20 protein-coding genes are annotated in these 19,381 nt (G+C 33.6%); 12 read left to right on the forward strand and 8 right to left on the reverse strand.

Going from position 1 to position 19,381, the window contains the following annotated elements; translation table 11 throughout:
- Window positions 1-3 precede the first annotated feature (3 nt).
- The 5 genes from MQX03_RS04075 to MQX03_RS04095 all read left to right on the forward strand — a co-directional run bounded on the left by MQX03_RS04075 (window position 4) and on the right by MQX03_RS04095 (window position 5,313).
- On the forward strand, window positions 4-1,245 hold the full coding sequence (locus MQX03_RS04075) for a DUF1015 domain-containing protein (protein WP_242801721.1): 1,242 nt from the start codon (window positions 4-6) through the stop codon (window positions 1,243-1,245).
- 313 nt (window positions 1,246-1,558) lie between these two features.
- The gene (locus MQX03_RS04080) at window positions 1,559-2,956 is read left to right on the forward strand and encodes a M28 family peptidase (RefSeq protein ID WP_242801723.1); all 1,398 of its coding nucleotides are present in this window, start codon (window positions 1,559-1,561) and stop codon (window positions 2,954-2,956) included.
- A 38-nt stretch (window positions 2,957-2,994) separates the two neighbouring features.
- Window positions 2,995-3,405 (forward strand): RDD family protein, encoded by a 411-nt coding sequence (locus MQX03_RS04085; protein ID WP_242801725.1) that lies wholly within the window; start codon window positions 2,995-2,997, stop codon window positions 3,403-3,405.
- A 57-nt stretch (window positions 3,406-3,462) separates the two neighbouring features.
- Window positions 3,463-4,821, forward strand: a complete 1,359-nt coding sequence (locus MQX03_RS04090; RefSeq protein ID WP_242801727.1) for a M20/M25/M40 family metallo-hydrolase — start codon at window positions 3,463-3,465, stop codon at window positions 4,819-4,821.
- Window positions 4,822-5,313, forward strand: a complete 492-nt coding sequence (locus MQX03_RS04095; protein WP_242801729.1) for a hypothetical protein — start codon at window positions 4,822-4,824, stop codon at window positions 5,311-5,313.
- 77 nt (window positions 5,314-5,390) lie between these two features.
- Here the strand turns inward: MQX03_RS04095 and MQX03_RS04100 are convergent, their stop codons facing one another.
- Both MQX03_RS04100 and MQX03_RS04105 read right to left on the reverse strand, forming a co-directional pair.
- Complete coding sequence (locus MQX03_RS04100; protein ID WP_242801731.1) at window positions 5,391-6,557, reverse strand: aspartyl protease family protein; 1,167 nt, start codon at window positions 6,555-6,557, stop codon at window positions 5,391-5,393.
- A 364-nt stretch (window positions 6,558-6,921) separates the two neighbouring features.
- Complete coding sequence (locus tag MQX03_RS04105) at window positions 6,922-7,500, reverse strand: hypothetical protein (RefSeq protein ID WP_242801732.1); 579 nt, start codon at window positions 7,498-7,500, stop codon at window positions 6,922-6,924.
- A 164-nt stretch (window positions 7,501-7,664) separates the two neighbouring features.
- Here MQX03_RS04105 and MQX03_RS04110 point away from each other — a divergent pair, with 164 nt between their 5' ends.
- The 3 genes from MQX03_RS04110 (at window position 7,665) to MQX03_RS04120 (ending at window position 10,044) form a co-directional block, all read left to right on the forward strand.
- Window positions 7,665-9,467 carry an ABC transporter ATP-binding protein gene (locus MQX03_RS04110; protein WP_242801734.1) on the forward strand — a complete coding sequence of 601 codons (1,803 nt, stop codon included), beginning with the start codon at window positions 7,665-7,667 and terminating at the stop codon, window positions 9,465-9,467.
- Window positions 9,468-9,535: 68 nt separating this feature from the next.
- Window positions 9,536-9,778 carry a hypothetical protein gene (locus MQX03_RS04115; protein ID WP_242801736.1) on the forward strand — a complete coding sequence of 81 codons (243 nt, stop codon included), beginning with the start codon at window positions 9,536-9,538 and terminating at the stop codon, window positions 9,776-9,778.
- Complete coding sequence (locus tag MQX03_RS04120) at window positions 9,760-10,044, forward strand: type II toxin-antitoxin system RelE/ParE family toxin (RefSeq protein WP_242801738.1); 285 nt, start codon at window positions 9,760-9,762, stop codon at window positions 10,042-10,044. The genes MQX03_RS04115 and MQX03_RS04120 overlap by 19 nt, the downstream gene beginning before the upstream one ends.
- Before the next feature lie 59 nt (window positions 10,045-10,103).
- Here MQX03_RS04120 and MQX03_RS04125 read toward each other — a convergent pair whose 3' ends face one another.
- The 3 genes from MQX03_RS04125 to MQX03_RS04135 form a co-directional block, all read right to left on the reverse strand.
- On the reverse strand, window positions 10,104-11,141 hold the full coding sequence (locus MQX03_RS04125) for a peptidylprolyl isomerase (RefSeq protein ID WP_242802114.1): 1,038 nt from the start codon (window positions 11,139-11,141) through the stop codon (window positions 10,104-10,106).
- Window positions 11,142-11,220: 79 nt separating this feature from the next.
- Window positions 11,221-11,733, reverse strand: a complete 513-nt coding sequence (locus MQX03_RS04130; protein WP_242801740.1) for an FKBP-type peptidyl-prolyl cis-trans isomerase — start codon at window positions 11,731-11,733, stop codon at window positions 11,221-11,223.
- A gap of 306 nt (window positions 11,734-12,039) precedes the next feature.
- On the reverse strand, window positions 12,040-13,113 hold the full coding sequence (locus tag MQX03_RS04135) for a branched-chain amino acid aminotransferase (RefSeq protein WP_129536998.1): 1,074 nt from the start codon (window positions 13,111-13,113) through the stop codon (window positions 12,040-12,042).
- Between the two features lie 84 nt (window positions 13,114-13,197).
- Here MQX03_RS04135 and mnmD point away from each other — a divergent pair, with 84 nt between their 5' ends.
- Both mnmD and MQX03_RS04145 read left to right on the forward strand, forming a co-directional pair.
- The gene (mnmD, locus tag MQX03_RS04140) at window positions 13,198-13,872 is read left to right on the forward strand and encodes a tRNA (5-methylaminomethyl-2-thiouridine)(34)-methyltransferase MnmD (RefSeq protein ID WP_242802115.1); all 675 of its coding nucleotides are present in this window, start codon (window positions 13,198-13,200) and stop codon (window positions 13,870-13,872) included.
- A 134-nt stretch (window positions 13,873-14,006) separates the two neighbouring features.
- Window positions 14,007-14,423, forward strand: coding sequence for an NUDIX domain-containing protein (locus MQX03_RS04145; protein WP_129536997.1), 417 nt, complete (start codon window positions 14,007-14,009; stop codon window positions 14,421-14,423).
- A gap of 22 nt (window positions 14,424-14,445) precedes the next feature.
- Here the strand turns inward: MQX03_RS04145 and MQX03_RS04150 are convergent, their stop codons facing one another.
- The gene (locus tag MQX03_RS04150) at window positions 14,446-15,153 is read right to left on the reverse strand and encodes a DUF4294 domain-containing protein (RefSeq protein WP_242801742.1); all 708 of its coding nucleotides are present in this window, start codon (window positions 15,151-15,153) and stop codon (window positions 14,446-14,448) included.
- 52 nt (window positions 15,154-15,205) lie between these two features.
- Between MQX03_RS04150 and chrP the strand changes: the two genes are divergently transcribed.
- Both chrP and rpe read left to right on the forward strand, forming a co-directional pair.
- Window positions 15,206-16,282 carry a chryseobasin maturation metalloprotease ChrP gene (chrP, locus tag MQX03_RS04155; protein WP_242801744.1) on the forward strand — a complete coding sequence of 359 codons (1,077 nt, stop codon included), beginning with the start codon at window positions 15,206-15,208 and terminating at the stop codon, window positions 16,280-16,282.
- A gap of 326 nt (window positions 16,283-16,608) precedes the next feature.
- The gene (gene rpe / locus MQX03_RS04160) at window positions 16,609-17,259 is read left to right on the forward strand and encodes a ribulose-phosphate 3-epimerase (RefSeq protein WP_242801746.1); all 651 of its coding nucleotides are present in this window, start codon (window positions 16,609-16,611) and stop codon (window positions 17,257-17,259) included.
- A gap of 353 nt (window positions 17,260-17,612) precedes the next feature.
- Here the strand turns inward: rpe and MQX03_RS04165 are convergent, their stop codons facing one another.
- Both MQX03_RS04165 and rsgA read right to left on the reverse strand, forming a co-directional pair.
- Window positions 17,613-18,029, reverse strand: coding sequence for a nucleoside-diphosphate kinase (locus MQX03_RS04165; protein ID WP_129536993.1), 417 nt, complete (start codon window positions 18,027-18,029; stop codon window positions 17,613-17,615).
- Between the two features lie 331 nt (window positions 18,030-18,360).
- On the reverse strand, window positions 18,361-19,287 hold the full coding sequence (gene rsgA / locus MQX03_RS04170) for a ribosome small subunit-dependent GTPase A (protein ID WP_242801748.1): 927 nt from the start codon (window positions 19,285-19,287) through the stop codon (window positions 18,361-18,363).
- Between the last annotated feature and the right edge of the window lie 94 nt (window positions 19,288-19,381).

Genomic DNA, 19,381 nt, shown 5'->3' on the forward strand with positions numbered 1-19,381 from the left:
TATATGCCAGTTTTTAAACCTTTCCGTGGAATAAGACCTCATAAAGATCATGAGTCTACATTTCCTACTCATCCTTTAGATAATTTCACACAAGCTGAAATCGCTGAAAAAGCGCAAAAAGAAAAGACTTACATCAATATGATCAAACCCTATGTTGTAAGTAAATCTAAAGATGTCGACCGGAATTTAAGGAAGATTCGCACGACTTTTGAGGAACTCATGGAGGATAAAACGTTGGTTCAAGACAGTTCTTCATATTATTTGTATGAGCAGATCTACCCAAATAAACAGGTTTTTAGAGGACTTTTAGGGTTAACTAATATAGAAGATTTTTGGGCTGGTAAAATCAAAAGACACGAAAGTACCATTCCTCAGAGGAAAGAGAAATTGGCTCATTATTTAGATAAAGTAAACCTTCAGGCAGAACCTGTATTATTAACGTATCCATCCAATTCAAAAATTGAATTGCTGATGAATCATGAGGAGAAAAACGTTCCGATTTTCAATCACGTTGATACAGTTGGAATCAGACACAAAATCTGGAGAATAGACAACCGGTTGAAACTACAGCAGTTCAAAGAAGTGATCGATCAGATCGATTCTTTTTACATTGCCGACGGTCACCACAGAATTGGTTCTACTGCGCTTCACGCAAAGCGTTTGAAAGATAAAAACAAAAAACATAACGGAACTGAAGCATACAATTTCGTGTATAGTTTCATCGTTTCCAACCAGTCAATCAAAATTCACGACTATAACAGAATTGTAAAGAGCATCGGAGATTTGACAATAGAAGAATTTCTGAAAAGTCTTGAGAAACATTTCTTAATTCACGAAAAAGAACAAGCTCCATACTATCCGTCGCAGAAATTCCACATTTCTATGTACATCGATGGAAAGTTCTATTCTCTTCACGTAAAGCATGACCTTCGTTCTCAGGAGATGTCTTTGGATAATTTAGATCATCATCTTTTAGATAAATATATTATAAAAGATATTTTGAAGATTGAAGATTCAGATAGTTCAGACCAGATTTCTTATATTAAAGGAAGTTCAAACATCGAAGGCATCAAGCTTTTAAAAGAAAAAGTTGATAGCGGCGAAGGAAAAGTAGGTTTCGGAATCTATCCTGTGAGCTTTAATGATATGATTAAAATATCTGATTTAAAACTCCGTATGCCTCCAAAATGTACGTTCATCGAACCAAAATTGGTGACTGCATTGTTGATGTATGACATGAAGTAATGACTGCTGACTTTTGGCTAATTGCTTACATTCAAAGCGAAAATTAAAATATAATATTTCCTCAAAATTATTAATAGTTTTGAGGATTTTTTTTTACCATTAAAATCAATATTCAAATTAAAAATCTTTGTTGTCTTAGCTAAGTGAAATCACAGATTCGACGAAGTCAAACGCTTTAGCGAACTTAAAAATAGTTGGCACTCAAAAAACATTTGCACCCTTTGCGTTAAAAAGCATTAGTAAAAAGCAATATCTATCAGAATTACTTAATTTTTCTTTATTTTTATGCACCGAAAAGAAAAAGGTCAGTACAATGAAAAAAATTCTGCTCATCATATTTCCACTCTTTTTGAGTGGATTTTTATTTTCTCAAAAGAAGCCCGTCAAAAAACCGAAGCCGATTCCGAAATTCAATTATATTGATGAGTTCAAGAAAATTTCAGATGAAATCATGACCAACGGAACTGCATACGATAATCTTGGCGAATTGACAAAAGGTGTCGGCCCCCGCTTCAGCGCAACTCCTGGTTATGCAAAAGCCACAGAATGGGCGGAGAAAAACCTTAAAGAAGCCGGTGCAGAAAACATTTGGAAACAGGAAGTTAGGGTTCCCATCTGGATCAGGGGCAGAGAATCTCTACAGATTAAAGCCGGAAATGGCGAATGGAAAAATATCCGCATGCTGTCTTTCGGGAATTCTGAAGGTACGGGTGGGAAGGATATGATCTACGATATTCTTTTGGTGAATGATGTTCAGGAGTTGGTTAATCTTACGAGTGCGCAGGTAAAAGATAAAATTATTTTCGTCAACTATCCTATCGATCAGAAATTGATCAGCACCGTAGATTCTTATTTGATTGCTGCTAAATCTAAATTGCTTTCCGCTTCTGTGATCGGTAAAAAAGGAGCAAGAGGTTTAATTATAAGATCACTGACGACTTCTTCAGACGATATTCCTCATGCAAAACAGATTTATTATGAACCAGAAGATAAAGTGAAAATTCCGGCAGTTACGATTGGAGTAAAATCTGCAGATGAGTTGGAGAAGCTTTTAAAAAAGCAAACAGTCAAAGCAAAATTGAATATGACTGCCGAATCGAAAGGCGAAACCATCAATCATAACATCATCGGAGAAATTCCAGGTAAAAAAGATGCTAAAGTTATTGTTTTGGGAGCTCAGCTCGATTCCTGGGATTTTGCGGAAGGAGCTCATGATGACGGTTCGGGTGTTGTTCAGTGTCTGGAAGTTTTAAGAGCATTTAAAGCATTGGGTTACGATAATAATCACACAATCAGAGTTGTATTGTATGCAAACAGTGAAAATGGTGGACAAGGCAGAGAAACGTACGCAGCGCAGGTTAAAAAGAAAGAAGAAAAACATATCATCGCTTTAGGTTCAGATTCCGGAGGATATTCTCCGAGAGGATTCTCCCTTGATATGTCGCCACAAAGACGCCGCCTGATTTTCCCGTGGAAAGAATATTTCCTTCCTTACGGAGTGTACGATTTTGACCAGACTTATGCGATTCAGGATATCGCTCCTCTGAAAAAACTGGATATTCCATTAATGGAATTGGTCGTCGATACCCAAAGATATTTTGATTACCACCACTCGGAAAAAGATACTTTCGACAAAGTCAACAAAAGAGAATTGCTTTTGGGAGCGGTTGTGATGACGCAGATGGTTTTTATGATTGATAAAAATTGGTAGTTTAGTAAAATGATAAACTTTCGTAAATATTAATAAAATTGAAAAAAGAAAAATTTTTGTCCCGACGTATAATTGCTGGTTTAATAGATTACACAGTGATATTTTTTGTAACATTCACATATATCAAATATTTTGGTGAGGTAAATTCAGAGGGTGAATTTTATGTGAGCGGCGTAAAAGCACTTCCAGTTTTTATTTTTTGGTTTGTATATAATTGCATTATTGAAGTTTATCTGCAATCAACATTTGGAAATTATTTAGTAAAACTAAAACCAGTAGACGAAAAAACTGAGCTGGATATAACTATAAAACAGTCATTTTTAAGACACATTGTTGATCCCATTGACATGTTCTTTTTCGGTTTAGTTGCAATAATCATCATTACAAACTCACAAGAAAGTAAAAGATTAGGTGATTTGTTAGCCAAGACTAAAGTTGTAAAAATTTAATGATCATTTTAAATTAATATTTTAATAAAAGAATTCATTTTTCTCGCCATCAATATCATGAAAAAACTTGTAGCAACAATTATTCTACTTCTAAGCCTAAACTTATTCTCTCAATCCAAAGAAGACTCTATCCAATTCAACAGAATCTCAACCGAGATTTTAAATAAAGGAAAAGCTTACAATGAACTTAGAGATTTAACGAAAAACATCGGTCATCGTTTAAGCGGTTCCGAGGCGTATGAAAAATCGGTTCAGTGGGCGGCGCAGAAACTTCGTGATGCCGGAGCAGATAAAGTATGGCTTCAGGAAGTGATGATCCCCGTTTGGGAAAGAGGAAATGAATCTTTACATATCAAAACTAACAGCGGAAAATGGACAAAACTCAAAATGCTTTCGTTAGGAAATTCTGAAGGTACCAAAGGAAAAGATGTTTCGGGAGAGATCATTATGGTAAAATCTTTTGCTGAATACGAAAAACTTCCTGCCGAAAAGGTAAAAGACAAGATTGTTTTCTTCAACTACCCTTTCAGTCAGTCGTACATCGAAACGTTTAAAGGATACAGCGATGCATCTGCATACCGTTCAACTGCCGCAATGTTGACCGCACAAAAAGGTGGAAAGTTTGCCATCGTGAGATCGTTGTCATCCGCTTTTGACGACGTTCCACATACCGGAGCGATGAGATATAAAGATGATGTTGCAAAAATCCCTGCAGTGGCGATTGGAAATACTACAGCCGACGAACTCGAAAACCTTTTAAAATTACAAAAGATCATCGCAAAACTCAACTCAAATTGTGGGATGAAAGGCGAAAAACTTTCTCATTCTGTCATCGGAGAATTGACAGGTAAAAAAGATAAGAGCGTCATTGTTGTGGGCGGACATTTAGATTCGTGGGATGTAGGCGAAGGTGCACATGACGACGGAGCAGGAATCGTTCAAAGCATTGAAGTTTTAAGAACATTTAAAAATTTAGGCATCAAAAATAATCATACTATAAGAGTTGTCTGCTTTGCCAACGAAGAAAATGGTGTAAAAGGCGGAATACAATATGGAAAAACAGCAAAAGAAACCGGAGAAAAACATCTTTTCGCTTTAGAGTCTGATGCAGGTGGATTTTCTCCGAGAGGTGTAGCCCTTGACATGGATGATAATAAAAGAAACGAGATCAAAAGTTGGTCGCCTTTGTTTTTACCGTATGGCGCTTACGATTTTGAAGGCAGATATTCCGGGACGGATATTTATCCGTTGAAAGATATGGGAGTTCCTACAGCTGAATTGGTTCCCGATTCTCAAAGGTATTTTGATATTCACCACACTGAAGAAGATACTTTTGAAAAAGTGAACCGCAGAGAATTGTTGCTTGGTGCGACGGTGATGACGCAGATGATTTACATGATTGATAAGAATTGGTAGATGAAATTGCAATCATATGAAAACATTTTATTTTTTAATCTTTATTCCTTCAGTGCAATATTTAATGCTCAGGAAAAGATTTTCGGTGAATATAAAAACGAGTTTGATGAAAGATTAATTTTAAATTCAGATCATACATTTGAATATTTCTGGAATTTCGATCTTGCATCAAGCTGGAATATTGGTACATGGAAAATTGAAGGTGGTAAGTATATTTATTTAAAGTTAAATGAAATAAAAGATACTTTAAAATCAGAAAACAAAGTTGAAATAGTTTTATCTTCAGATAAAATATCAAATGAGATAACCAATAATGAATATGTATTAAATGTAATTTCAGGTGGAGGTCAGAGTCGGAATTTACCTCCAAAGAAGCTCTTCTTTAAAGATAATAAACTATTTACTTTTTCTAAAATAGGAAAAATCCAGAACAAAAAAATAAAATCACTAATGAACCCAATGATTAATTCAAAACCTTGGTTCGAGAAATAGTTAGTCATAATCACAAAGATTCTCGATACGGTTTTATTCAAAAACCTACTCGAATTGACGACAGTCAAAAGATGATATCAATTCAAATATTCCTTCTTATCAACTGTAAAATCCAGAATCTTACCATCCCTTTTTACTTTTACTTTAACAGAGTTAGTATTCTTTTCAACTCTGTTTAAGAGATATTCACACGAAGATTCATTATTTAAATTTTCAAAACTGGTATCGTTGATACTTACAATTTCATCATTAATCTTGATAGGGAAATCTTTCTCCGGAAACACCAAAACTACCCTAGCTTTAAGATCGATAAAGCGGTAAGCAAAACCAAAAGATTCCATTTTTGAAGGTGTATTTTTAATGCGGTGTAGATAAACTTTATGATTTTGCCAGTCAATAACAAATTTGAATTTCTTCAGAAACTCATTTCCAAGAAGGCTTGAACTTCCTGTCATTACAATTTCATTTTGGAATTTTTGATCTGCCAATTCTAATTCTTTAGGTCTGAAATAATACGAAGCAACCGGTTTTCCGGCTCCATAAGCGCCTACAGAGTTCATACCAAATGTTTCTAAATATTTTACATTGGTATTTTTAGGATCAAAATTGTTATCCGAAATCTTAATACCTCCGGTAAATCCGGTATCAAAAGTCATATTAATTTTCTTATCTAAAATCTTAGATTCTATAATCGGTGTTTTCTGAAGTTTTGTATTAAAATTAAAAACCGTTGCATAATCTACCGTCGAAAATTGTTTTAAATCTGTTGCAGCCTCCAACAGGTTTTCGGAATAATTGATTCTCCAAAATAGCTTTGCCATTTGGTTTGCACCAATAATACCGTCAATTTTCAGACATCCAAATTCATGACCTTGAAGATCCATCACCATTGCACCAATATTTTTAAAAACAATCTGGTCAATGGTCATTTCGGGCAATAGGGTAAAAATCTGTTCTTGTTTATTTTTCTGTGAATCTCCTACTTTGCTTTTATGCTTTTTCTTAAGATTCATTTCGTTATAAACTGAGTGAGAAATCACTGTCGGTGCACCGGTATCAAATAAAAACTGATAAGGCTTCCCATTGATGGTTACTTTCACTAGAGGCAATTCATTTTCAAAAGTGAGATTAATCTTCTCTACAGAATTTTTAAGCACTGCTTCCCCGCTTTCGAAAAACCTTTTTCCCTGTGCAGAAGCCGTTGTGAAGTAGAATATCAAAAACAAGAATAAACTTTTCTTCATGTTGGTAATTTATACTAAAATAGAGATTTTTTTTGTAATATTTATTTGATTTATCAAACGTGATAACTTCGGAAAGGAAGCTGACAAGATAGTAGAGACATCTTACTGCTTCAGAATGCCATATTGTCAACTCGGAATGCCACCTTACAAATTCGGAATATCATCTTGCTACTTCGGAATAATAACTTGTTACCTCGGAACAATATCTTACATTTTAAAATGAGAACTACCGAGAAAGGAACATTTTTTAAAAGATATTAATTAATTATATCAATCTCGTTTAGTAATTTGCCATTTGATAAAATTGAACAAATGAAATTTAGCAGCTTCTTTTTCTATTAACACAATTAAAGTATTAATCACTTTAAATCTTATCCAAAATCTTCTTTGGAAGGATCTTCTTCATTTGAGACTTATATTCTTTCTCGGCTAATACAAGTTTCCATGATTTTTTATCTTTCGAAATGACAACCGCTTTCATCGGCGCATTGATAATATAAGAACCTTCTTTTGCGAGATACTTTACACTACCCTTTCCGTATTTTGCAATCAGCATTTCTCCGATCTTATTTTTCATCTCATCGCTCATGGAGCTGACATCGCCTTTCAGTTTTAAATAATAACTGGTCAAAGAAAAATATTCACCATCGATGAGTTCGGGTTTTCCGACGGAGGCAAATTTCATATCCTGCACATCAATCTTTACAAATGGATTATTGTAAGTCATATTCAGAAGCTGGGTAACCTGATCTTTGGGAACGACTGTGAAAAATTTAGGATAAATACAGCTGACGGTCTGGTCTAATTTTTTGTATTTAATCGTGTTGGCGAAGTAAACTACAGACTTTCTGATTGCCTGATTATCGGCGTTCACCTTTGTCTGACCAAAAGAAATGTAAGAAAATATAATGAATATTAATGTAAGAAGTCTTGTCTTGTACATGATGATTTTTAAAGATTGATCGATGAATTTTATCCTGTAATCAGGTTTTCAAATATATGTAATTTTAAAACTTAAATTCTCATAATTCTTATGCACTAAATCTATTTTTATACCATATGCTATCCGATTTATATCTGTAATTTTGCAGGCAGTTATTTTTAAGAATGAAAACATTATTACGTTATTTAAAACCTCACAAGTGGTTGATGATTTTGTCATTGGTTTTGGCGACCATCAATCAGGTTTTTTCTTTATTCAGTCCGGCAATTACGGGAAACATTCTCGATCAATTGGTGACGCATCCCAATCATTTTGATAAAGAAAAGGTCGTATCTAGAAGCTTAGATGAATATTTATACGGAACCGATATCTATCACGGAGCATTTTACTTTTTAGGATTACTGATAGGAACTGCGATGATCAGCAGAATTGCTAAAGCTTTTCAGGATTATGTAGTGAATGTGATTACGCAAAAGTTTGGGGCTAATATTTTCACAGACGGTTTGCAGCATTCGATGGCATTGCCTTATCAGGAATTCGAAGACCAAAGAAGTGGTGAAACGCTTTCTATCTTAACCAAAGTAAGAGAAGACTCTGTGAAGTTCATTACCAATTTCATCAATATCTTCTTTGGAATTTTGGTAAGTATTATTTTCGTTTCAGTATATGCCATTCGTCTGCACTGGTCGATTATGCCGGTGTATGTAGTGGGAATTTTCCTGATTGCTTTTATCACCAATTTATTAAGTAAAAGAATTAAAAATATTCAGAAAACAATCGTTACTGAAACTACAGGATTGGCTGGGAGCACCACCGAAAGTCTTCGTAATATTGAGATTGTAAAGAGTTTAGGGTTAACGAAACAGGAAGTAAAACGTCTGAATAATAATACTTATAAAATCTTAGGGCTCGAACTTAAAAAGGTGAAAAGTATCCGTTCTTTAAGTTTTATTCAGGGGACGATGGTGAATTTTCTGCAACAGTTGATTACCCTTACTTTATTGTATTTAATATTTAAAAATGTTGTTACTCCGGGGCAATATTTATCATTGATGTTCTACGGGTTCTTTATTTTTGGACCAATGCAGGAAATCGGAAATATCATTATCTCCTATCGTGAAGCTGAAGCATCGCTGCATAACTTCGATAATCTAATGAAAAAGCAGGTGGAGGAAAAACCTCATACACCAAAACAGATTGGTGCGGTTCAGAAATTAGATTTTAATCATGTTTCTTTTCAACATCAGAGTGCTTCTTATAAAGCATTGAATGATATTTCATTTGAAGTTAAAAACGGAGAAACTATTGCTTTTGTTGGCCCAAGTGGCTCAGGAAAAAGTACGTTGGTAAAATTATTAGTCGGATTATACAGACCGAAAGAAGGTTCAATTTTTTATAATGGAATTAATGGGAAAGAGTTTGATTTTGACGAATTGAGAAATCAGATTGGTTTTGTAACACAGGATACACAGCTTTTTGCAGGAACAATCAAAGAAAATCTATTGTTCGTCAATCCGAATGCTACTGATGAAGATCTAGATTTAGCTTTAAATAAATCAAGTGCTAAAACATTAATTGAAAGAGCCGAAAATGGAATTGACACTGTCATCGGCGAAGGCGGACTGAAACTGAGTGGTGGTGAAAAGCAAAGAATTGCAATTGCCAGAGCTTTATTAAGAAAACCTAATTTATTGATTTTTGATGAAGCAACTTCTGCTTTAGACAGCATTACAGAAGAGGAAATCACTTCTACCATCAAAGAAATTTCTGAAGAAAAAGAGCAAATTACTGTATTGATTGCCCACCGATTGAGCACAATTATGCACGCAGACCGAATTTATGTTTTGGAACGTGGGAAAGTAATTGAAACAGGTTCACACGAGAATCTTTTGGATTTAAAAGGATTATATTATGCGATGTGGAGGCAACAAATTGGGGAAAGGAAGGTAATTAAACCGGGAGTTTAAATAGAATCAGATATTTATATACTAAATTTTCACAAAATGCTGTAAATTTGATTTAAATAATATTGTAAATGGGAACCTCTGAACTACAAATTAAATTGGATATTATTAACAAAATAACAGAGCTCAAAGACGTTAGAATTATTAAGCAACTTCAACGATTTCTGGATTTTGAATTAGATAAAGAGATTTATCAATTAAGTGAAGAGCAATCAAGCAGAATAGAAGAGGCTAGAAAAGAATATGCTCAATCTAAAATTTTAACTGAAGAAGAAGCAAATCAAGAAATTGAACAATGGCTAAACGAAAAATAGTTTGGACTAAAAAAGCTAATTTCGAAAGACAAGAAATTCTAGGTTATTGGTATAACAGAAATAAGTCAATCAGATTCAGCAAAAAATTAAACGGTTTATTTCTTGAATCAATAAAACAATTGGTTACATATCCAAATTTAGGACGAAAAACAAGTGAAGAAAATACTTATGTAATTATTGTCAGAAACTATCTTTTATTTTATGAATATAACGAAACTCAAATTATTATTCAATCAATTTGGGATGGTAGAAGAAATGAAAAATAAAAATCACAAAACAATAAAAGCCGCCTCGCAAGAGACGGCTTTTATTATATCAAATTCTATTAAGGAACTTTTACCAATTCCACATCGAAGATCAGCCATGCATTTGCAGGGATAACTCCTCCTGCACCTCTTTCTCCGTAAGCCATTGCCGGCGGAATCAAAAGTGTAGCAGTTTCTCCTTCTTTTAACAATAGAATACCTTCGTCCCAACCTTTGATTACTCTTCCTGTTCCTACAGGAAATTCAAGAGGCTCACCTCTTTTGAATGAAGAATCAAATTCAGTTCCGTCAACTAATTTCCCTGCATAATGTACAGAAATATTATCACCCGCTTTAGGAGCTTTACCTTCAGTTTTCTTAGTGATTTTGTAGTAAAGACCAGATTCAGTTACCTGCATTCCTGCTTTTGCATCATCAACCATTTTCTGCTGATTTGCTTTGAACTCTTCTTCTTTTTTCTTCTTTTCAGCCTCTTCTTTAGCGATGAAAGCTTTATTGTTCTCAGCGATTTTAGCTTTACCCTCAGTGAAAGTTTTTACCGCATCGTAACCTTTGTACTCATCTCCTTTGCTGAAAATACTTACTTTTTCAAGTACGATATCAGTTTTTGGTTTATCCTGAGCACCTTTTTCAACAACAGCAATCGCATCAATCACATCGTCACCTTTTACAATTTCTCCGAAGATCGTATGTCTACCATCTAACCAAGGAGTAGCAATTTCAGTAATGAAGAACTGAGAACCGTTGGTGTTTGGTCCAGAGTTAGCCATTGACAAAATTCCTTTTCCTGTATGTTTAAGGTCATTTTTCTCGTCTTCGAATTTATATCCGGGATCTCCCATTCCTGTTCCCTGAGGATCTCCTCCTTGGATCATGAAATCTTTGATTACTCTGTGGAAAATCGTTCCGTCATAGAAAGGAACACCTTTCGCTTTCGCTTTGTTATCAATTTTACCTTCTGCAAGACCAACAAAGTTAGCCACAGTCACTGGTGATTTTTTGTCTTCAAACTTTACAATCAAGTTACCTTTTGTAGTCTGAAGATTAGCATAAAGTCCGTCTTTAAGCCCTTCGTAAGTTTCTTTGTCTACGTTCATTTTCTTATAAATTGGTGTACAACTTAGCAGCGAAACACTTGCTGCTGCCAGAATTATATTTTTGTTAAACAATTTCATTCTATAGAACTTTTAATTTTATAATTAAAGGAATATCGTTATCTATTTTATTTTCGTCTCCGAAAGTTCCGTAAGCTAATGTTGATGGTACAAGAAGCGTTACTTCTTCGCCGTCATTCATATATCTCAATGCATTTTCTACTGCTTTCAACTCGTCAAAATGCCCGAATCTCGCATCATTTCTCTGAATAGATTTGTCATAGATTTTGGTCTGATCAAAATCATACAGATCATAAGAATACGAAATCGGAGAATCATCCGGTCTTCTTTGTCTTTTGTCAAAACCTTCTACAGTCGTCCAGTAATTGAGCTGAGTAGGATAAAATTTAATATCCTGACTATTCACCCAATCCTGAATCTGCTGTCTTTCTAAAGTATTGAGATTTTTCATTCTGTTTCTGGAAACATCAAGATCACTCTGGCTCAATACACCACCCACCGGCGGATGCACCTGTGGGGCATTTCTTTTACAGCTTAAAAGTCCTAATGCGGAGATGAGAAGTATTTTTTTCATAAAACTTTTGCGAAAATACGCATTTCGGGAATGATTAACAAAACTTGAGGAATTTATTAAAATAAAGTTTTAATATTTTTTTGAAATTTTAAAATGTCGAATGTTTCTAAATATCAAAAATAAATTTGAACTAATAAAAACATTCTTTGGTTCTCGATGATTTTGCAGATTACGCAGATAAATACATTAGATGAAAATCTGCTTAATCAGCTTGATATGAGAGAGAATAAATTTAAACTTTTAGATTTAAATGAAAAAAAGCCAAGAAAAATCCTGGCTTCGTATATATTATTAAATTGATTGAAATTAAGCTGTTTCTAAAACATCTTTTTCAACTAGAACTCTCCATCCGAAAGGATCTTCTGAATGGTTGGTCTGTAAATCAACTAAATCATTTTTAAGTCTCACTGCAAAACTTTCTTCGTCTGAAAGTCTTGGTAACTCCAATTTTTCGCCATTGTAACCCAAGGCCTGAAAAACCGTTGTAACAACCGCTGTACCTACTCCCCAAACTTCTTTCAAAGTTCCGTTTTTCTGAGCTTCAACAACATCTTTTACTTTTATTGCTTCTACTTTTACTTCAAAACCTCTTTTCTTAGCCAACTGAATGAAACTGTCTCTGGTAACTCCGTCTAAGATTTTCTCAGAAGTGGGAGGTGTAAAAATCGTATCGTTGATTCTTACAAAAACATTCATTGTTCCGCTTTCTTCGAAATATTCGTGAGTAGCATCATCTGTCCAGATGATTTGATCATAACCTTCTTCCATCGCCAACTGAGTTGGGTAGAAAGAAGCTGCATAGTTTCCTGCTGCTTTTGCCGAACCTACTCCACCACTTGCTGCTCTTGAATAATGATCAGAAATTTTCACAGATACAGGTTCTGTATAATACATTTTTGCAGGTGTCGCCACGATTGCAAACATATATTTATTGGCAACTCTTGCTTTCAAAGCCTCTTCGGTAGCAAAAATTAGCGGTCTGATATATAAAGAATTACCTTCACCTTGAGGAATCCATTCTCTATCCATATTTACTAATGCTTTAAGACCATCTAAAAATATTTCTTCGGTAACTTCTGGCATTGCCAAACGCTTTGCTGATTTATTGATACGCTCAAAATTCTTTTCGGGCCTGAAAAGGAAAACCTGTCCGTCATTGTCTTTGTAAGCTTTCATGCCTTCAAAACAAGCCTGTCCGTAATTTACACCCATCATCGCAGGAGTAAACAAAAGGGGACCATAAGGAACCAATTTCACATCGCCCCATTTACCATCCTCATATTCACAGATGATCATGTGATCACTGAAAGTATTTCCGAACGAAAAATTATTGGGATCGAAAGTAGAAATTCTAGAGTTTTCTGTTTTTTGAATTATCATTTCTTAAAATTTTTATGATGTTCCACAAATTTAACATAATTTTTCAAATATAAAAATTTTACATTAAATTTGAAAAAAAATACTTTGGAAAGAGAAATCAGAACCACAAACGACGGAAGTAAAACACTGTTTATCAATGAATTAAATGAAAACTATCATTCACACCATGGTGCGTTACAGGAAGCCGAACATGTGTTTATCAAAAACGGATTAAATCTATTAAATGATTACGAAATTAACATTTTAGAACTCGGTTTTGGAACAGGTTTAAATGTTTTGGTGACAATTAATGAATATTTAAAAACTGACAAAAATCATACTATCAACTATTTTACACTCGAAAAATACCCGATAAATGAATCTGAGATCGAAAATTTAGCCTACTTCGACCTTTTTGATAACCCAGAATTAAAAAATATTTATCAAAAAATTCATCAAACTGATTGGGGGAAATCCGTAGAAATCATTAAGGGTTTTAATTTAAAAAAGATACAATGTGACTTTTTTGACCTGAAAAACATTGATTTACCGAAGATTAACCTGGTTTATTATGATTGCTTTGGCGCACGAGTACAGCCTGACCTTTGGGAAAAGCCTTTATTTGAGATGGTTTCAGATAAAATGAGCATCAACGGATTGTTAACAACATATTCATCAAAAGGAAGTGTGAGAAGAATTCTGAAAGAACTTAATTTTAATGTGGAAAAAAAGCAAGGCCCACCGGGAAAAAGAGAAATGATCAATGCCATAAAGTTATAAGTAATGAATGATGTCTTATTAGTTATAGTTGGTAATCTAAATAAAAACTACATATTTTGAAAACTCATAATTCATAATTGATAACTCTTAACTTTTAACTATTTTCCTTATTTTAGCTTTACAAAATATTACATATGATTGATAAGATTAACGTGAGAGTTTATGCCTGTGCAGTAAAAGACAATAAAGTTCTCACGCTTTTTGAAGAATATGCAGGACAACCTTTATTAAAATTTCCCGGTGGCGGATTGGAATTCGGAGAAGGATTAACAGAATGTCTTCACCGTGAGTTTGATGAAGAACTCAACGTAAAAATAGATATCGTAGAACATCTTTACACACAGGAAGATTTCTTAGTTTCCAGATTCAGAGAAAATGAGCAACTCCTTACTATATATTATATGGTGAAAATTACCAATGAAGAAGATTTTCTGATTCTCGACCCTTGCATAGAAAAAACAGAATGGCTTCCTATAGATACAGAAGTAAATCCTTTTACGTTACCGGTTGATAAAATTGTTTTTGAAAAATTAAAAGAAAAATTCCTGTAAAATATTTTTACAGGAATTTTTATTATTTTGAAACTTTAAAATCTCTTGCTCCGGGATAAGGTTGCAAATAACCTGAATTCCAATTGGATTGTAATAAAGATTCTAAAAACTCATCGGTTCTATTTTTATGTGGATTGTATCGGTCTTTTAAATCGATATCTGCCAATTTACCTTTTACATTCCACCAGAAGGCACTCCAGCCACCACGCATTTCTTTAATGATTTCAAAAACATTTTTGCCGGTTGCTCTGTTCATTAATTTTGCAAAAACCTGACCTTCTGTTGTCGTTAAATCTCTCAGTTGCTTTTCATATTGATCTGCAAGCATATTTTGACGGTCTTTGATATATTTCCTTTTAGCTGCGGTATCCATAATCTTCATTTCAACCTGAATATCTCTGTATTGCTGCAATGCCGTTAGGAATAATGGATAAACTCTATACAATTTTTTATTGAGGAAGAAATAATAATTCTTATCTAGTTGATTATTAAATTTGGGTTTATTAAGCAAAACCAATTCATCCATCACCACTACAGTCTCACCGTTAATCTCATAGATTTTAGCCTTCTGTCTTTCATCATAATAGTATTTATTGCCAAATTCATCAATTTTTAATAATTCTGGTGGATATTGATTCAATGGCTTAGCAATAATAGAATCCCTTTGCTGCCCGAATGCAGCAACACCAAAAAAGAACAGAAAAAGAAAGGTGATTTTATGAAATTTCATTATTTTTACACGTATTATAACGAAACTTAACTACAAAAATCATTCCTTAAATATGAAATTCGAGAAGAAATCTTTGAAATTTTTAGAAAAATATTTAAACACTTCATCACCAACCGGATACGAGCACAAAGGTCAGGAAGTCTGGATGGATTACATCACTCCATACGTTGACAAAATCGAGATTGATCATTACGGAACCTGCTACGGAATCATTAATCCTGAAGCTGAATTTAAAGTGGTGATTGAAGCTCATGCAGATGAAATTTCTTGGTATGTCAATTACATTACAGATGACGGATTGATTTATGTTATCAGAAACGGAGGCTCTGATCAAACGATTGCCCCTTCAAAAATCGTCCATATTCATGGTGAAAAAGGAATTGTAAAAGGAGTTTTCGGATGGCCTGCGATTCATACAAGAAGTGCAAACCAAAACGAACCGACGCCCAAAATTGAAAACATTTTCATCGACTGTGGTGCAACTACAAAACAGGAAGTTGAAGATTTAGGAATTTTTGTTGGATGTATGATTACCTATCCTGACGAGTTTTTCGAAATGAATGACCGTTATTTTGTCTGCAGAGCTTTGGATAACAGAATCGGAGGGTTTATGATCGCTGAAGTTGCCAGACTTTTAAAAGAGAATAAAAAACAACTTCCTTTTGGCTTATATATTACCAATTCAGTTCAGGAAGAAGTAGGTTTGTACGGTGCAGATATGATTGCTGATACCATCAAACCAAATATTGCTATCGTAACAGACGTTACCCATGACACCACAACTCCAATGATTGAGAAGAAAAAAGAAGGAGATCAAAAATGTGGTGATGGTCCGGTCGTTTTCTTTGCACCAAGCGTTCACCATGTGATCAGAGAATTGATTATTGATACTGCAAAAAAGAAAGAAATACCTTTCCAAAGAGCTGCCGCAAGCAGAGCTACAGGAACAGATACTGACGCGTTTGCACATTCAAACGGAGGTGTACCAAGCGCATTGATTTCATTGCCTTTAAGATACATGCATACAACAGTGGAAATGGTTTCAAAAGAAGATGTTCGAAATGTGATTCAGTTAATCTACGAAACACTATTGAAGATAACACCAGAAATGAAACTAAAGTATCATTAAGATGAAAAGTTTTTTCAATCATTTAATACGAAAGCCAACTTTTATATCAGTTATAGTGACATTATTTTTCGCCTACGTATTGTTTTTAATGATATATAAAATTTTTAATCCTCCAAAAATAGGATCTGCCTACAATATGATTCTTGAAACATTATTAATTATAAGTATTGTTCCACTAATACTGTTTGTCATTGATAGATTATTGGTAATGAAAATAAATAATATTAAGCTAGCAATTATAGAAGCGATATTGATTGTAGGCATATTTTCGTATTATTTTCTATTTGTTAATCCATTTTAAAAAAGTAAAAGAAATATAAGTAAAAATGAAAACAAAACTCATCGCTCCTTCCCTATTATCTGCAGACTTCGGGAATCTGCAAAGAGATATTGAAATGCTCAACAATTCTCAAGCCGATTGGTTACACATCGATGTAATGGACGGAAGATTTGTTCCCAACATATCTTTTGGTTTTCCTGTGATGAAAACCATTCAGCAACACGCAAAAAAATTCGTGGATGTCCATTTAATGATTCTTGAACCAGAAAAGTATGTTGAAGAATTCATTGAATACGGAGCAGATTTAGTTTCTATACATTATGAAGCATGTACACATCTTCACAGAACGATTAATTTAATTCAAAGTAAAGGTGCAAAAGCTGGTGTTGTACTTAATCCTTCTACGCCTGTTTTAATGCTTGAAGATATTATTGCCGATGTAGATTTGGTTTTATTGATGAGTGTAAATCCAGGATTTGGTGGTCAGAAATTTATCGAGAATACCTATAAGAAGATTGCAGAGACTAAAGATTTAATTTTAAGCAATAATTCTACAGCTTTAATCGAAATTGACGGCGGTGTAAATTTAGATAATGCTTCCAAATTATTTGAAGCGGGTGCTGATGTTTTAGTTGCAGGTAATGCAGTTTTTTCAGCCGAAAGTCCGGAAAGAACAATAGAGCTTTTAAAAGTATAAATCAAAAAACTGCTTGAAAGCACTAAGGTTTGTTAGTTTCTATTTTGATGTTAATTTATCTTGTTTTAACTAATGTGAAGTTCTGATTTTTTTAAGATTAAGACCACCCGTAAAACAAAGAATTTTTCACAATAACAATGTTTCTACACAAACTAAACAATTATACCAAAACATTTTTGCGAAATTGATAACATAATTTTAATTATTTATTCTTATTTTCAATTAAAAACTATAATCATATTATGATTGATTGAAATATTTTTGATGACGAAATGGCAGAAAAATTTCAATTAATTACTTAAAACGAAAAAATCCGGAAAATTTCCGGATTTTTTTATTTTTAAGAGTTTTGATTAGAAAATCTCTCTTCCTGAAAAATGAAATTGTGCTTCGATAAGAGCATTCTCATCAGAATCAGATCCGTGTACAGCATTCTCTCCGATACTTCTAGCAAACATTTTTCTGATAGTTCCTTCAGCAGCGTCAGCAGGATTTGTAGAACCAATTAACGTTCTAAAATCTTCAACAGCGTTATCTTTTTCCAAAACTGCAGCAACAATTGGTCCTGAACTCATGAAGTCAACCAATTCTCCATAAAATGGTCTTTCAGCATGTACTTCGTAGAATTTTTTAGCATCAGCAACAGTAAGCTGAGTTAATTTTAAAGCTTTGATTTTGAAACCTCCTTCTGAAATTTTCCCTAAAATAGCTCCGATGTGCCCATCAGCAACTGCATCAGGCTTAATCATAGTAAATGTAATGTTAGACATAAATGTATATATTTTTTAATGCTGCAAAATTACGAAAAATATCTAAATATAATTTTAATTTAATTTTAACACAAAATAACATTTATTAAGAAATATGACATCAATCTTTGGCATACTAATTGCAACTATTAATTCGATTCTCATGTTTAATTTGAGTTTTCATGGTTATTAGTTTTTACCCAGCTTCGGCTGGGTTTTGTATTTATAATAATTCAATGATTTTATTACACATTTCGCAATAAGAAAATACAAATATTAAGACGCAGATAAATTATCGATTCAATTCGAATCAATAAAGCAAACCCACAATGAATTTTTAAAGCAGTAAAATTTAGTTTTGAGAATTTTCTTCAGCCTCCTCCATCAGTTTGATATACGTAGAATATCGTGAATGTTGAATTTCTCCCGTCTCTAAAGAATCAAGAACGGCACATTTTGGTTCGTTGATATGCATACAGTTATGGAATTTGCACTCTTTTCTCTTTCTGAATATTTCAGGAAAATAATGCTGTACTTCTTCTTTTTCAATATCAATCATTGCAAACTCTCTCACACCTGGGGTATCAATTACATTTCCACCAAAATGCCAAAAATGCATTTGAGCAAAAGTAGTAGTATGTTTACCTTTAAGATGTGTGTCTGAAATTTCTGATGTACGTAGATTTAGATCAGGTTGCAACGCATTAACCAAAGTAGATTTACCACATCCTGAATGACCGAAAAATACAGAAGTCTGATCTTTTAGAAGCTCTTGTAAATCTTCCAGATTAAGTTTAGAATAGGATGAAATTTCTAAACTGTCATATCCAATTTCCTGATATAAAAACTGAATATCTTTTACCACTTCTATTTCTTCTTCATTTAAAACATCCATTTTATTGAAAAGAATAAGTGGTTTGATGTTGTAAGCTTCACAACAAGCAAGGAAACGATCCAGAAAACCGAAAGATGTCTCAGGATGTTTTAAGGTAAATATAAAACAAGCTATATCAATGTTTGAAGCAATGATGTGTGCTTCTTTTGAAAGGTTGACAGCTTTCCTGATCAGGTAATTTCTACGCGGATCAATCTTTGTAATCCATGCAATATCATCCTGCTCCAATTGAAATTCAACAAAATCACCCACAGCAAGAGGATTGGTAAGTCTGGTTTTGATCAGCTTGAATTTACCACGAATTCTCGCCTCAAAAATTTTATCGGTTCCTGTTTCCAAAACCTGATACCAGCTTCCTGTAGATTTAATGATTTTTCCTTTCATATATATGACTGCAAATATAAGGAATTAGGATTTAGGTAAAAGGATTTAGTTTGAGCTATTAAGAAGCAATTTTCAATTCTAAATCCTTACACCT

Origin of the sequence: Chryseobacterium aahli (genome assembly GCF_022699665.1) — a bacterium.
In the GTDB taxonomy this organism is placed as follows: domain Bacteria; phylum Bacteroidota; class Bacteroidia; order Flavobacteriales; family Weeksellaceae; genus Chryseobacterium; species Chryseobacterium aahli.

Bases quoted from the DNA above. Each gene is read 5' to 3' on its own strand.
- MQX03_RS04165 (WP_129536993.1), bottom strand. From the start codon at position 18,029: ATGTCTAACATTACATTTACTATGATTAAGCCTGATGCAGTTGCTGAT.
- MQX03_RS04145 (WP_129536997.1), top strand. From the start codon at position 14,007: ATGATTGATAAGATTAACGTGAGAGTTTATGCCTGTGCAGTAAAAGAC.
- MQX03_RS04075 (WP_242801721.1), top strand. From the start codon at position 4: ATGCCAGTTTTTAAACCTTTCCGTGGAATAAGACCTCATAAAGATCAT.
- MQX03_RS04120 (WP_242801738.1), top strand. From the start codon at position 9,760: ATGGCTAAACGAAAAATAGTTTGGACTAAAAAAGCTAATTTCGAAAGA.
- rsgA (WP_242801748.1), bottom strand. From the start codon at position 19,287: ATGAAAGGAAAAATCATTAAATCTACAGGAAGCTGGTATCAGGTTTTG.
- MQX03_RS04125 (WP_242802114.1), bottom strand. From the start codon at position 11,141: ATGAACGTAGACAAAGAAACTTACGAAGGGCTTAAAGACGGACTTTAT.
- MQX03_RS04135 (WP_129536998.1), bottom strand. From the start codon at position 13,113: ATGATAATTCAAAAAACAGAAAACTCTAGAATTTCTACTTTCGATCCC.
- MQX03_RS04105 (WP_242801732.1), bottom strand. From the start codon at position 7,500: ATGTACAAGACAAGACTTCTTACATTAATATTCATTATATTTTCTTAC.
- chrP (WP_242801744.1), top strand. From the start codon at position 15,206: ATGAAATTCGAGAAGAAATCTTTGAAATTTTTAGAAAAATATTTAAAC.
- MQX03_RS04090 (WP_242801727.1), top strand. From the start codon at position 3,463: ATGAAAAAACTTGTAGCAACAATTATTCTACTTCTAAGCCTAAACTTA.
- MQX03_RS04080 (WP_242801723.1), top strand. From the start codon at position 1,559: ATGAAAAAAATTCTGCTCATCATATTTCCACTCTTTTTGAGTGGATTT.
- MQX03_RS04110 (WP_242801734.1), top strand. From the start codon at position 7,665: ATGAAAACATTATTACGTTATTTAAAACCTCACAAGTGGTTGATGATT.
- MQX03_RS04095 (WP_242801729.1), top strand. From the start codon at position 4,822: ATGAAATTGCAATCATATGAAAACATTTTATTTTTTAATCTTTATTCC.
- MQX03_RS04130 (WP_242801740.1), bottom strand. From the start codon at position 11,733: ATGAAAAAAATACTTCTCATCTCCGCATTAGGACTTTTAAGCTGTAAA.
- rpe (WP_242801746.1), top strand. From the start codon at position 16,609: ATGAAAACAAAACTCATCGCTCCTTCCCTATTATCTGCAGACTTCGGG.
- MQX03_RS04100 (WP_242801731.1), bottom strand. From the start codon at position 6,557: ATGAAGAAAAGTTTATTCTTGTTTTTGATATTCTACTTCACAACGGCT.
- MQX03_RS04115 (WP_242801736.1), top strand. From the start codon at position 9,536: ATGGGAACCTCTGAACTACAAATTAAATTGGATATTATTAACAAAATA.
- MQX03_RS04150 (WP_242801742.1), bottom strand. From the start codon at position 15,153: ATGAAATTTCATAAAATCACCTTTCTTTTTCTGTTCTTTTTTGGTGTT.